Origin of the sequence: Pseudarthrobacter sp. J47 (assembly GCF_049810315.1) — a bacterium.
Lineage (GTDB): Bacteria > Actinomycetota > Actinomycetes > Actinomycetales > Micrococcaceae > Arthrobacter.
Window position 1 is genome coordinate 870,440 of record NZ_CP187358.1, and the last position, 12,770, is coordinate 883,209.

The following is a 12,770-nucleotide window of genomic DNA, read 5'->3' on the forward strand; positions in this document are numbered from 1 at the left end:
GTCCGGTGACGATTACAGCAGCAGCCGACGGTTCGGCATTGGGAAACCCGGGCCCCGCCGGATGGGCCTGGTACGTGGACGAGAACTGCTGGCGTGCAGGTGGCTGGCCGCACGGCACCAATAACCAGGGCGAGCTGATGGCCGTGCTGGACCTGTTCCGCGCCACCGAGCACCTGCCGGACGAGAAGCTACACATCCTCTGCGACAGCCAGTACGTCATTAATTCGGTGACCAAATGGATGCCGGGCTGGAAGCGCAAAGGCTGGCGCAAAGCGGACGGCAAGCCAGTTCTGAACGTGGAGCTGCTGCAGGACATCGACCGCGCGCTGACCGGACGCAAATACACGTTCGAGTGGGTCAAGGGGCACGCGGGCCACAACCTTAACGAGGCAGCTGACGAACGGGCCAGAGCGGCCGCCACTGCCTACCAGCAGGGGATCGAACCCCGCCGCGGCCCGGGATTCGCCATGTCAGGCTCCGCGGCGGCTTCAACAGCACCTCCGGCGGCGCCGGCCCGCCAGGCGGTGCCCGACTCCGAATACTACGCGGATGACCTCTTCAGCGAGCTTGAACGTGAAGCTGCCTCGGGGCTGCAACAGGTGGCGGATAACCCCGAGGCCGAGGTGGAGAGGCTGGAGCGCGAACTGCTCGTGCCGGAAGTACGTGCGGACATCGGCCGGACCGGGGTGCTGCTGCACCCGGACTACCAGGAGATCGGCGCTTCAGGGCGGATGTGGAGCCGTGACGCCATCCTGCTGGAACTGGAGGAGGACCCTGGGGAGAAGCTCCGGATGGACGTCCTTGGCGCGGACCGCGTCGGCACCAGCGCTATCCTGCTGACCTACCGAAGCTATTCGCGGACAGGCTCTGTCCTCCGGAGCTCCCTGTGGGTGCTCGATGGCGAGCAGTGGCGGCTTCGTTTCCACCAGGGCACCCCGGAGCTCTAGCTCCAACCAGGTCCACCAGCTCAGCTGAAGCGCTGCGTGTTGCCCTGCTCCGTCTGGGCGTAGCTCATGGCGGCGGAAGCAAGCGCTGCATTGATGGACGCCAGGGATGCCTCCACCCGGCTCTGCGTCAGGGTCCATTCGGTAACCAGCGCCTGGAAGTTGGTGGCGGCAGAACCGCGCCACGTTCCCTGGAGCTCGTCAAGGCCGTACTTCATGGCCTGGACATCGGCGCTGATCCGCTCAACGGTGGCGCGGACATTGGCTGACTTGAGCTGCAGCAGTTCGGTATCGACGGAAATAATGCTCATGGCGGGGCCTCTTTCAGCAGGTGTCGCATGGCTGCCGGCGGTGTGTGGCGCCGGCTGTCCGGGGAAGTCCGGACCTCTCAACCGAGCCTACGGAGGAGCGGCGCGCAGCCGCCACGGCCAGGCGCCGTATGTGGATAACTCTCCCGGCGCCTCAGTCGGTCCGTGCGGGCAGGCTCACCACAAACGTAGCTCCACCCCCTGGCGTCTCCCTGACGCGCACCGTGCCGCCATGGGAGCCCACTACGGCAGCGACAATCGCCAGGCCCAGCCCGCTGCCGCCGGTTTCACGCGTCCGGGACGTGTCGGCACGGTAGAACCGCTCAAACACCTTCCCGGCCTCGGCCTCGTCGATGCCCGGGCCGTGGTCCCGGACCTCAATCACCGCGGCAGCACCGCCGTCGCCTGTTGCACGGGTGCCCACGGCAATCTCGATGGGTGAGCCCTCGGGCGTGTAGCGCAGGGCGTTGCCCACCAGGTTGCCTACTACCTGGCGGAGCTTGGCTTCGTCTCCGAGGGCAGGTGCCGGAGCGGGGGCGGCGCCGTCGAGCCCTGCCATGGTGATGCTCCGGGTCCTGTCGCTGGCCTGGCTGTCCACCACGGCATCATGGGCCAGGAGCTGGAGGTCCACCGGCTTGTGCTGCAGGGGCCGTTGCTCGTCCAGCCGGGCCAGCAGCAGGAGGTCCTCCACCAGCGAACCCATGCGCTTGGCCTCGCTTTCGATCCTGCCCATGGCGGTGGCGACGTCCTCATCCGTGGGCAGCGCGCCGTGCCGGTAAAGCTCGGAGAACCCGCGGATAGTGACCAGCGGCGTTCGGAGTTCATGGGAGGCGTCGGCGGCGAAGCGGCGCATCCGGCCCTCTGAGGCGGTGCGGGCGGCGAAAGCGGCTTCGATGTGTTCCAGCATGGCGTTCAGCGACTCACCCAGGCGGCCCACCTCTGTGTCCGGATTCTCGACGTCGACGCGGCGGGACAGGTCCCCGGCAGCAATCGCCGCCGCGGTTTTCTCCACCCTCACCAGTGGCCTGAAGGAACGGGACACCGTCCAGCTCGCCGTCAGTGACGCCAACAGCAGGGTCAACAGCCCGACGCCGGTGGTCACCAGGGCGGCGTGGCCCATGACGTCGTCCACGGACTTGAGCGGCAGCCCGATCACCACCACGGCGGATTCGCCACTTCGCGTGGTGACGGCGACGGCCACCACCCGCCAGTTCCCACCGTCGGTTCCGCGCACCTGGAACGGCTCCGCTGCCCGGCGCCGGGCTTCGTCAACGCTGATGCTGCTGATGTCCGGCCGGTTGGCGGTGTTGCTGCCGAAGGGAACCGGGTCCTGGCCGGGGCTGAAAACTATCAGCGAGAATTCGGGGGGCAACCAGGGATTGGGGGTCTGCAGCAGTTCAAAGGAATTCTGGGTCCGGGCAACGTCGACGTAGGAGTCCAGTTTCTGGTCAACCTGCTCCACCAGGAAGGTGTTCAGCATGGTAAGGGTTCCCACGCCGGTGACGGTCAGGGCCACCGCGAGCAGGGCCATGATGATGGCTACCAGCTGCGACCTCAGCGGGGCCGCTTTCCACCGTTCAAGCAAGGTCAGCGCTTGTCCGTGGTGCGTAGAACGTAACCGACGCCGCGCTTGGTCTGGATCAGTGCAGGGGCCTGGGGATCATTGTCCACTTTGCGCCGCAGGTAGGAGATGTAGGACTCCACGATCGAGGCGTCGCCGTTGAAGTCGTATTCCCAGACGTGGTCCAGGATCTGGGCCTTGGACAGCACGCGGTTGGGATTCAGCATCAGGTACCGCAGCAGCTTGAACTCGGTGGGGGAGAGTTCCACCACGGTACCGCCGCGGCGCACCTCGTGGGCGTCGTCGTCGAGCTCCAGGTCTCCCACCTTGATGATGGCGTCGTCATCCACCATGGGCTGCGTGCGGCGCAGCACGGCACGGATGCGGGCCACCACCTCATCCAGGCTGAAGGGTTTGGTGACGTAGTCGTCGCCGCCAACAGTAAGCCCGGTGACCTTGTCCTCGGTGTCGTCCTTGGCCGTCAGGAACAGCACCGGGAAGTGTTTGCCGGCAGCGCGGAGCCGGCGGGTGACCGTGAAGCCATCCATGTCCGGGAGCATCACGTCCAGGACCGCAAGGTCCGGGGCATGTTCCTCGACGGCGGCGAGGGCGTCACGGCCGTTGCCGGCGGAGACCACCTCGAACCCCGCAAACCGCAGCGAGGTGGACAGGAGCTCGCGGATGTTGGGTTCGTCGTCAACTACCAGCAGGCGTGCTTCAGGGCCATTTTTGTTCATGCACCTATCATGCTCCCGGTTACTGGGAGTTCTCTGGACGCCGGATGTGTGTTCCCCCGGCCACGGAAGCCAGCGGGCTCAGGCAGCGGTGCCGGCGTCCTTGGCGTCCATGATCCGGTAGGCGTAACCCTGCTCGGCCAGGAAGCGCTGCCGTTTGGCGGCGAAGTCCTGGTCCAGGGTGTCCCGGGCCACCAGCGAGTAGAAGCGGGCTGCGCGTCCGTCCTTCTTGGGGCGCAGCAAACGGCCCAGGCGCTGGGCTTCCTCCTGCCGGGAACCAAACGAGCCGGAAACCTGGATGGCTACCGATGCCTCGGGCAGGTCGATGGAGAAATTCGCCACCTTGGAAACCACCAGCACCTGGACCTCGCCGGCGCGGAACGCCGCGAAAAGCCGTTGCCGTTCCTTCACGGATGTGTCGCCTTTGATGACGGGCGCGTTGAGGCGCTCGCCCAGTTCGTCCAGCTGGTCGATGTACTGGCCGATCACCAGCAGTTGTTCACCGGCGTGCAGGGCCACCAGTTCCTCCACCACGCGGGTTTTGGTCTCCGAAGTGGAGCAGAGCCGGTACTTGTCCGCGTCCTCGGCCATGGCGTACGCGACGCGCTCGTCCCGCGGGAGGTCCACGCGGACTTCCACGCAATCGGCGGGAGCGATGTACCCCTGCGCCTCGATGTCCTTCCAGGGGGCGTCGTAGCGCTTGGGCCCGATGAGGCTGAAGACTTCGCCTTCGCGGCCGTCCTCGCGCACCAGGGTGGCGGTGAGCCCGAGCCGGCGGCGGGCCTGGAGATCAGCGGTCATGCGGAAAATCGGGGCCGGTAGCAGGTGGACCTCGTCGTAGACAATGAGCCCCCAGTCGTGCCCGTCCACCAGTTCCAGGTGCGGGTACAGCCCGCCGCGCTTTGTGGTCAGGACCTGGTACGTGGCGATGGTGACCGGCCGGACTTCCTTCACCGAACCCGAATATTCGCCGATCTCGTTTTCCGTCAGCGAGGTGCGCTTAAGCAGTTCCTCCTTCCACTGCCTGGCGGACACCGTGTTGGTCACCAGGATCAGCGTGGTGGTGGAACCGGTGGCCATCGCGGCCGCGCCTACCAGGGTCTTCCCGGCGCCGCAGGGAAGTACGACGACGCCGCTGCCGCCGGCCCAGAAGTTTTCCACGGCCAGCTTCTGGTAGGGGCGCAGCGCCCAGCCGTCCTCGTTCAGGGCGATCAGGTGCGGGGTGCCGTCCACATAACCGGCGAGGTCCTCGGCCGGCCAGCCGATCTTCAACAGCTGCTGCTTGAGCTGGCCGCGCTGGGAGGACTGCACCACAATCGTTTCGCCGTCGATCCGCGGGCCCAGCAGCGGCTGGATCTTCTTGGCGCGGATGACCTCTTCAAGCACCGGGTAGTCGTCCGTGCGCATCACCAGGCCGTGCTGGGGGTCCTTCTCCAGGCGCAGGCGCCCGTAGCGGGACATCGTTTCCTCGATGTCGATCAACAGCGAGTGCGGTACCGGAAAGCGTGAGTATTTCAGCAGCGCGTCAAGGACTTTCTCGGCATCCAGTCCGGCGGCGCGGGCGTTCCACAGCCCCAGCGGCGTCAGCCGGTAACTGTGGACGTGTTCCGGGGCGCGCTCCAGCTCGGCGAAAGCGGCGATCGCGTGACGGGCCTCGGTGGCCAGCTCGTGGTCCACCTCGAGGAGGATGGTTTTGTCGCTTTGGACGATCAGGGGACCGTTGTTCATGGGGACCAATCTTCTGCCGGTTCGACGTCGATCACGCGGTGCACGGAAACCACCCGTTCGGTTTCCTTGACCGGATCAAAGACCCGGATCCGCCCGCCGTTCACTGACAAGGGAACAACTGTTTCCAGGGCGGCATTCCCCAGGCCGTCCACCACGTTCATGGTGACGCGCTGCTTGAGCCGGATGGCCTTCTGCAGGGCTTCCAGTCCCAGCTGCGTGGCGGCTTCTCCGGTGCCGGCAGGACCCTGGTGGCGGAGGACCGCGAGCTGGGCGTCGACGTCGGCCTGGGCCGGCGGTGTGCCGGGTGCGGAATAGACGGGCCTGCCGGCGCCGGGTGCGGCAGTCGTCCGGCGAAGCCTCACGGTGCCAGGCTGTCCGCTGTCCTCCACGGCAGGGGAGAGCCCGGCTCCCCGCAGCGCTTCGGCGGTGTCGCGGGGAGCGGCCGCAGATACCAGCACGGTTGGCGCCAGCTGCACCAGCCCCAAGGCGGATAACCGGGGATTCTGCAGGATTTCCAGGATGGTGGCTTCATCTTCGCTCTGGATGAAGCTGGCTGCCCCGCCCACCCGGAGCCGCCCATAGCGCGTGGCGGTGTCCTGGACCAGGTAGTCCAGCGGCTGCGGAACCGGGGTGGCGGAATGTTCGGTGAGGAACGCCAGGATGGCCTGCGCGTCCAGCCCCGCGTCCAGTGCGCGGCGGATCGAGGCCACGGAGAAGCGGTAGATGGTTGCCGGACCCTGCCCTTCGGCGTCGGCCATCTGGAGCAGCCCGGCACTGACCTCGGGGGTAAGGTATCCGGGCGCAACGGCGGTCAGGTCCGCCTGCAGCAGCACATGGTTCAGGGCCGCGGGAAGGTGCTCGCCCAGGAGGTCCAGGGCCGCATCCGGAGCGTCGTCGGCAATGGCGCTGCCCAGCTGGCTCAGCGCCCCGGAGCCCATGAGTCCCAGTAACTCGGCCTCGGTCAACACCCCCTGCACCAGGGAACTGAACCTGCGCGACATCCGGGGCTGGGTCCACTCGGCCCGCTCCAGAACAGCGGCAGCGTCCAGGACGGGGGCATCGACGTCGGCTGCGTTTCCGGACGCACCGTGCGCATTGCCTGAGGGGTCCGGGACCCCGGTGATGGCGTCCCGGGTGAGTTCGGCCAGGATTTCCAGGATCCGTTTACGGACCAGCGGCGCATCCGGCCGCTGGGCTTCGGCCGAGAGCGCGTTGACCTGCCCGGCGGAACCACCCGGGCCGGTCTTGCCGCCAGGGACAGGCTGGCCCACCAGCGACGGAACCCTGTCGCTGCCCAGCCATGCACTGACCAGCCACAGCCACTGCTCCTGGCGCGGCAGGGACAGCCACTCCAGGTCCGGGGGCTGCACCCAGGCGGAACTGTCCACATCCAGGCGCAGGAGGCCCGCCAGCGCGGCCAATTCAGTGAGTATTGCGGCCTGCTGCTGCTCAACGCGGAGGGCATCGGCGAGCCGCTTCAGTTCACGCACGCCAACGCCGCCGCTGCGCAGGGTAGCCAGCGGCTGGCTGCGCACAATGAACAGGAGCTCAGTCACCAGCCGGAGGGTTTCACCGATCGCGCCGAGCGCTGCGTTGCGGCGCCGCAGGGCACTGGTGCGGCCAAGCCGGGGAGTGGGCGGTTCCAGGCTGAAGTCATTGATTATAACGCCGCCACGCAGCGCCAGCCCCACGCTGTGCGGCAGTTCCACGTGCGCGGCATCCAGGGGAACCAGCAGTCCCCGCGCCAACAGCCAGTCAACGGGCCCGACGTCGGAGCCCTGGTTCAGGACGGAGACCTTGCGTTGCGCCTGGGGGACGGCACCCATGGCCCAGTTTCCGAATTTGGCGAGTAACGCCGTCGTACGTTCCGGAGCATCGGCGAGGATGGCGTGCAGGGCATCCGGGGTCGCTGTCCAGTGCTGCAGCGCCAGGGCTGCCTCCATGGGAGTGGCGGCCGGTGGAACGTCAGAACCGCTCTGCCGAAGCTCTGCAACCAGCTGGACCACGCGCTGGGAGAAAGCCGGCTGCAGCCTCACCAGCTCCGTATAACTGCGGCCCAGGCCTGCCGGGTAGATGCCCAGTACGTCCTTCAGGCAGGCCACCGGCAGGTAGAAGTGGTGCCGGCCGCCCGCCGGGGTTCCGTGCGGAGGCGCCGAACGGTGTACCAACGCGAGGTCCTCCAGCGAGCTCAGGAACCGCTCGATGGTGGCCAGGCTGGAACCGGCAATGAACTTTTTCAGGGTAGGCGCCGATGCGCTGTGCCCGGTGTCGGTGTTGGTACACAGGTGGAGAGTCTCCAGGACCTGCATCTGGGGACGGTTCAGGCGCTCCAGGGCCCTCTGGACGCTGACGCGCCCGCTGGCCCTGGCGGCCAGGGCGGCGAAGTCCGGAACGCCGGGGGACATGAGGTCCGGCCGTGCACTGAGCAGGGCACGCAGTGAATCGTCGCTGCGTGCCTCCAGGTCCTTGCTGAGCGCACGAATAAGGGACATCAGTCCAACGTTACCGCCCGCCGCCGTTCCCCGGGGTCCCGCTGCCGGCTGCTCCGCCACGCCGGCGGCCCGCTACCGAGTCCAACACCAGGAACACCAGCAACAGGAATGCCAGGGGAAGGCCGAACAAAGCGGTGAAGGTGACCCACTGCGGTGCAGGGGTTCCGGCGAATGCCATGGCCATCACCGTTCCCACCGCAACCAGCGAAATGACGGCCAGGGCGGCGGCAGTGATCATCAGCGGACGTCGGAAGCGCGTGGGAGTCATAAAGCCAACGTTAACAGTGCTGCACGCTGGCATCGGCACAACGCTGCACAGGATAACCTTGAACCCAGAGACGAGCATTGCAGGATCCAAGAACGAAGAAGGTTGATAACGTGCCTACCGGCAAGGTCAAGTGGTATGACAAGGAAAAGGGCTTCGGCTTCCTCGCAGGCGAGGATGGCCAGGAGGTTTTCCTGCCTAAGTCTTCGCTCCCGGAGGGGACGCTGGACCTCAAGCCCGGTACCCGGGTTGAATTCGGCGTAGCTGACGGGCGCAAGGGCGCCCAGGCACTGGGCCTGCGCGTACTGGACAAGACTCCGTCCATCGCCAAGGCCAAGCGCACCAACCCCAGGGACCTGGCGCCGCTGGTGCAGGACCTCGTGACGGTGCTGGATAACCTCTCCGGCACGCTGTCCGCGGGCAAGTACCCGGAAGGCAACAAGGGAAAAGCCATCGCCACGGCACTCCGTAAGGTTGCCGACGAGCTGGACGCCTAGGCCGTGAACGCCGAAGCCGAAGAACCGGTAAAAACCCCACCCCGGCGCGCAGGCGTCCCGGTGTGGCGCACCGGCAAGCCGGACGCCGTGCTGGCAGCCGCCGTCGATGCCGCCCGGGAGGCAGTCCAGTCGATCGCAAGCCCGTCCGACGTCGGCACCCACGTGGGTGCCCGCACGGAGGGGGACCGCGTGGTCACCCACCTCTTTGAATGCCGGTTGCCCGGCTATCCGGGATGGCAGTGGTTCGCTGTCCTCACGCGCAACTCACGCTCCAAGGTCATCACCGTCAACGAAGTCGGGCTGCTGCCCTCTGAAGCTTCTGTCCTGGCGCCGGAGTGGGTGCCCTGGGCTGAACGCGTTCGCCCCGAGGATGCCCAGCCGGAGGAGACTCCTGAGGAGCCTGCTTCACTGGAGACTCCCGGGGACTCCGAAGCCTCCGACGGCGAAGCTGCCGCCGATGCGGATGTTGACGCAGACGCAGACGCGGCCTCCGACGCAAACGGCGCCGCCCCGGCACAAAGCCCGGACGACGCCGTCGAACACTAGGTTCTGCTGTTCAACCGCCCCTGCCGGAGTTTCCGGCGGGGGCGGCTGCTTTTACTTCCTGAGTTCGCCCACCACGTAGTCGATGCTGGCGAGCAGGGCCGTGACGTCGTCCGGCTCGATGGCCACGAAGGTGGCGATCCGCAGCTGGTTGCGGCCCAGCTTGCGGTAGGGATCGGTGTCCACCACGCCGTTGGCGCGCAGGATCTTGGCCACCTGGGCGGCGTCGATCGAGTCATCGAAGTCAATGGTGACGATGACGTTGGAGCGGTCCTCCGGGTTGCTGACGTAAGGCGTGGCGTAGCTGGAGGCCTCGGCCCAGGCGTAGACGCGGCCGGCGGAATCAGCGGTGCGCTTCGCAGCGAAGTCCAGGCCGCCGTTCCCGTTGAGCCACTGGATCTGGGCGTCCAGCGTTACCAGCGTGGACAACGAGGGAGTGTTGTACGTCTGGTTCAGGCGCGAGTTGTCGATTGCCGTCTGCAGGTTCAGGAAGTCCGGGATCCACCGGCCGCTTTCCTGGATCCGCGCGGCACGCTCGATCGCGGCGGGGGAGAAGAGGCCAAGCCAGAGGCCGCCGTCGGAAGCGAAGTTTTTCTGCGGGGCGAAGTAGTAGACGTCTGTTTCGGAGACGTCCACATCCAGGCCGCCTGCGGCGGAGGTGGCGTCAATGGCCACCAGTGAACCGGCATCCGCACCTTCAACACGGCGCACGGGAGCGGCGACACCGGTGGAGGTTTCGTTTTGCGGCCAGGCGTAGAGGTCCACCCCTGCTTCTGCCACTGCCACCGGACGGGTGCCGGGCTCTGCCTTGATGATGCTGGACTCCGCGAGGAACGGCGCCTTGTTCGTGGCGGCGGCAAACTTGGAACCAAATTCACCGAAGGACAGGTGCTGTGCCTTGTTCTCCACAAGGCCAAAGGCCGCGACGTCCCAGAACGCCGTGGAACCGCCCACGCCCAGGATCAGTTCGTAGCCCTCGGGGGCACGGAAGAAGCTGGACAGGCCTTCGCGGACCGAACCCACCAGGTTCTTGACAGGTGCCTGCCGGTGGGACGTGCCGAGGATGGTGGTGGACGCGGCGGAGAGTGCTTCCAGCTGTTCAGCCCGGACCTTGGACGGCCCGGCGCCGAAACGTCCGTCCTGTGGCAGCAGGTTGGCGGGGATGGTGATGCTGGCGTCGCTCACAAGGGCTCCAAATTCGTCGGGACAGTTCGGCCGCAGCGGCCGGTGGCGGGAGGCCTGCAGTCAGTGATGGCTGCTGTTGAGGCCGCTTTCATTCTGCCTGACGGTATAGTCCTGCGGGAACTGAAGCCGTCACAGAAGGGTGTTTTTGATGGGCCCTGCGGCCCAGCCGGGATTATCCGGAGTAATTCAAAATAGGCTAAGCTGTGGACCTGGTAACCGGCGTGCTGTCAGTACGCGATACGGTTGACGCACGCATGGGACTGCGCTCAAGGAGCTGAGCTGGATGACGGATCTGATCGATACTACGGAGATGTATCTTCGGACCATTTTGGAGCTTGAAGAAGAAAACATCGTGGCGCTGCGCGCCCGCATTGCCGAGCGGTTGCGCCACTCCGGCCCTACCGTTTCGCAGACAGTTGGCCGGATGGAGCGTGACGGTCTGGTGGTTGTTGCCGGTGACCGGCACCTGGAACTGACGGAGGCCGGACGCAAACGCGCCACCGAGGTCATGCGCAAGCACCGCCTGGCCGAACGGCTGCTCTCTGACATCATCGGCCTGGACTGGGCCTACGTCCATGACGAGGCCTGCCGCTGGGAACACGTGATGAGTGAACGCGTGGAGCAGCGGATCTTCGAACTGCTGGACCACCCTACCGAGTCTCCCTATGGAAACCCCATCCCGGGGCTGGCTGCCCTGGGTGGCGAAACCGGATCGGCCTTTACGGACGGTGTGATCAACCTGCTGGACGCCATGGCAGGCTACGGCCCGGAGTCCACGGTGCGGGTCTGCCGCCTCGCCGAACCCATCCAGGTGGAGCCCGAACTCCTCCTGCAACTCGATGAAGGCGGAATCCGCCCGGGCACCGAAGTTGCACTGGAACGTGTTGGAGAATACATTTCGGTCCGCGTTGCCGGTATAGAAGGCGCACTGGAGCTTCCGCCGGAAGTTGCAGCCCACGTGTTTGTCCAGCTCACCTAGGAGTTTGTGAAACCTATAGTGGGGGCGTTGGCCGTTTCGTGACGCAGGATCATCAGTGAACTTTCGTTTATAACGGAATTGTTACTGTCCGGCCGCATCGCCTATAGTTGTTTCTCGACGCCGATACATAAGCGTTACCGGTCCGAAAGCCTAGCTCTGCCAGCGGACCACCAGTACCGAGTCACCTTCTGGCAGGGGCGGGGGAACCACAACTGGCCGTTTTCAAACGGTCTTGGGGTGAAGTCCGCAGCGGCAAGCCTTTTTGATAAACGAATCCCCTGGATACCCGTGTGTCAAGACGGCCTGTTTTGCGGGCCGGGTCACTATCTCTCTGACCCGAATCCGACAGCTAACTTCGCAGGCTTCCAGAGAGGAAAATAGTTGACCACGCAGAATTTCAGGGGCCGCCGTCGCGCTGTCGGCTCCGCTTCGCAACCATGGGTTGCCGAAGTCCCCCTTGCGGACCGTCCCCGGGACCCGCAGCGGGAAGCGCGTCGCCGCCGGAGTCCTTTCCGGCAGCTCACTGACTTCGCCGCCGCCAGCGGAATCGGCCAGAAGGCGGGCGTTGCACTTGCCGCCACCGGCCTGCTTCTGACGGTCACTGTTCCGGTAACCAGCCCGGTGCTTGCCAGCTCCAGCGCCCCCTCCGTCGCCGCCGCATCCGGTGCCTCTGCTGCCGTCGTCGCAGCGCCACAGCCCGCTGTTTCCGCGGAAGCTGCAGCCCAGATCGACTTCAGCCGAACCGCCGTCACCACGGTGGGAGACCCCGATGGCAAGCTGAAGCAGCTGCTGAGCGCCCAGTCCGCCGGAACCGTCGCTCCGGCGGCTTCCAGGGGCACCATCGCCGGCCCGCTCGCTTCCCTGACCACCGTTTCCCCGTACGGCTACCGCGTCAGCCCCATCACCGGCGGCACCGGGGACTTCCACCGCGGTACCGACTTCGCTGCCCAGTGCGGCACCCCGGTCCTCGCTGCGGCCACCGGAACCGTGACCTTCGCAGGCTGGCACCCGTATGGCGGCGGCAACAGGGTTGTCGTCGATCACGGCAACGGGCTTGAGACCACCTACAACCACCTGTCGTCCTTCAGCGCCCAAGTGGGCCAGACCGTCACCCGCGGTGATGTTGTGGCTTTGAGCGGCACTACGGGCGCATCCACGGGCTGCCACCTCCACTTCGAGGTCCAGGTCGGCGGCGAAGTCGTCGATCCCACGGGCTGGCTCTAACAAAATGATCAGTCGCTCTCGGATTGTGGCAACGCGCCGTGACCTGAATGTGACATTCAAGAAGAACTGCTGTACCGTCTAAACCGCGTCAACTTTTCCGAAGTTGACGCTCTTGAGTGGATTGCCTAGCTCTGCCACCGCTCAAGGTCCGTTCGCATGAATTCGTCTGGCAGGGGCGGGGGAACCAATAACGGCCTTCTTTGGAAGGCCTTGGGGTTAAGTCGCAAAGCTTCTACTGAAGCAGCGCGGCCGGGTGAACTCCCATCCGAATCCGACAGCTCACCTCGCAGGCATTGGGAGAGGCTACCTA

The 12,770-nt window shown here is 66.0% G+C and carries 12 protein-coding genes and 2 riboswitches; of the genes, 5 read left to right on the forward strand and 7 right to left on the reverse strand.

All coding sequences use genetic code 11. The features are described 5' to 3' along the window. Positions 1-5 precede the first annotated feature (5 nt). A complete protein-coding gene (locus ACPJW8_RS03975; RefSeq protein ID WP_330186528.1) occupies positions 6-947 on the forward strand; it encodes a ribonuclease HI family protein in 942 nt (313 codons plus the stop codon). A gap of 20 nt (positions 948-967) precedes the next feature. On the opposite strand, the gene ACPJW8_RS03980 is transcribed toward ACPJW8_RS03975, so the two are convergent. The 6 genes from ACPJW8_RS03980 to ACPJW8_RS04005 all read right to left on the reverse strand — a co-directional run bounded on the left by ACPJW8_RS03980 (position 968) and on the right by ACPJW8_RS04005 (position 8,035). Next, positions 968-1,255: a WXG100 family type VII secretion target gene (locus ACPJW8_RS03980; protein ID WP_330186529.1), complete on the reverse strand. Its 288-nt coding sequence runs from the start codon at positions 1,253-1,255 to the stop codon at positions 968-970. Positions 1,256-1,406: 151 nt separating this feature from the next. Continuing rightward, positions 1,407-2,837, reverse strand: coding sequence for a HAMP domain-containing sensor histidine kinase (locus tag ACPJW8_RS03985; RefSeq protein WP_330186530.1), 1,431 nt, complete (start codon positions 2,835-2,837; stop codon positions 1,407-1,409). Between the two features lie 2 nt (positions 2,838-2,839). Beyond that, entirely contained in the window at positions 2,840-3,550 is a 711-nt protein-coding gene (locus ACPJW8_RS03990; RefSeq protein WP_330186531.1) for a response regulator transcription factor, read from the reverse strand. A gap of 78 nt (positions 3,551-3,628) precedes the next feature. Continuing rightward, positions 3,629-5,275, reverse strand: a complete 1,647-nt coding sequence (locus tag ACPJW8_RS03995) for a DNA repair helicase XPB (protein WP_330186532.1) — start codon at positions 5,273-5,275, stop codon at positions 3,629-3,631. Further along, a complete protein-coding gene (locus tag ACPJW8_RS04000; protein ID WP_330186533.1) occupies positions 5,272-7,767 on the reverse strand; it encodes a helicase-associated domain-containing protein in 2,496 nt (831 codons plus the stop codon). Before ACPJW8_RS04000 ends, ACPJW8_RS03995 begins: the two co-directional genes overlap by 4 nt. A 10-nt stretch (positions 7,768-7,777) precedes the next feature. Continuing rightward, the gene (locus ACPJW8_RS04005; protein ID WP_330186534.1) at positions 7,778-8,035 is read right to left on the reverse strand and encodes a hypothetical protein; all 258 of its coding nucleotides are present in this window, start codon (positions 8,033-8,035) and stop codon (positions 7,778-7,780) included. Between the two features lie 110 nt (positions 8,036-8,145). Between ACPJW8_RS04005 and ACPJW8_RS04010 the strand changes: the two genes are divergently transcribed. After that, the gene (locus ACPJW8_RS04010) at positions 8,146-8,529 is read left to right on the forward strand and encodes a cold shock domain-containing protein (protein ID WP_330186535.1); all 384 of its coding nucleotides are present in this window, start codon (positions 8,146-8,148) and stop codon (positions 8,527-8,529) included. 3 nt (positions 8,530-8,532) lie between these two features. Beyond that, complete coding sequence (locus ACPJW8_RS04015; RefSeq protein ID WP_330186536.1) at positions 8,533-9,075, forward strand: DUF3027 domain-containing protein; 543 nt, start codon at positions 8,533-8,535, stop codon at positions 9,073-9,075. A gap of 51 nt (positions 9,076-9,126) precedes the next feature. Here ACPJW8_RS04015 and serC read toward each other — a convergent pair whose 3' ends face one another. Then, positions 9,127-10,257, reverse strand: a complete 1,131-nt coding sequence (serC, locus tag ACPJW8_RS04020; protein ID WP_330186537.1) for a phosphoserine transaminase — start codon at positions 10,255-10,257, stop codon at positions 9,127-9,129. Positions 10,258-10,540: 283 nt separating this feature from the next. Here serC and ACPJW8_RS04025 point away from each other — a divergent pair, with 283 nt between their 5' ends. Then, on the forward strand, positions 10,541-11,236 hold the full coding sequence (locus ACPJW8_RS04025; protein ID WP_330186538.1) for a metal-dependent transcriptional regulator: 696 nt from the start codon (positions 10,541-10,543) through the stop codon (positions 11,234-11,236). A 164-nt stretch (positions 11,237-11,400) separates the two neighbouring features. Beyond that, positions 11,401-11,614, forward strand: a riboswitch (cyclic di-AMP (ydaO/yuaA leader). A 3-nt stretch (positions 11,615-11,617) separates the two neighbouring features. Continuing rightward, positions 11,618-12,460, forward strand: coding sequence for a M23 family metallopeptidase (locus tag ACPJW8_RS04030; protein WP_330186539.1), 843 nt, complete (start codon positions 11,618-11,620; stop codon positions 12,458-12,460). Between the two features lie 143 nt (positions 12,461-12,603). Continuing rightward, positions 12,604-12,767: riboswitch (cyclic di-AMP (ydaO/yuaA leader) on the forward strand. The last annotated feature ends 3 nt before the right edge of the window (positions 12,768-12,770 follow it).

Excerpts from the sequence above, each read along its gene's own strand:
- ACPJW8_RS03980 (WP_330186529.1), bottom strand. The coding sequence starts at position 1,255 with ATGAGCATTATTTCCGTCGATACCGAACTGCTGCAGCTCAAGTCAGCC.
- ACPJW8_RS03990 (WP_330186531.1), bottom strand. The coding sequence starts at position 3,550 with ATGAACAAAAATGGCCCTGAAGCACGCCTGCTGGTAGTTGACGACGAA.
- ACPJW8_RS03995 (WP_330186532.1), bottom strand. The coding sequence starts at position 5,275 with ATGAACAACGGTCCCCTGATCGTCCAAAGCGACAAAACCATCCTCCTC.
- ACPJW8_RS04000 (WP_330186533.1), bottom strand. The coding sequence starts at position 7,767 with ATGTCCCTTATTCGTGCGCTCAGCAAGGACCTGGAGGCACGCAGCGAC.
- ACPJW8_RS04005 (WP_330186534.1), bottom strand. The coding sequence starts at position 8,035 with ATGACTCCCACGCGCTTCCGACGTCCGCTGATGATCACTGCCGCCGCC.
- ACPJW8_RS04025 (WP_330186538.1), top strand. The coding sequence starts at position 10,541 with ATGACGGATCTGATCGATACTACGGAGATGTATCTTCGGACCATTTTG.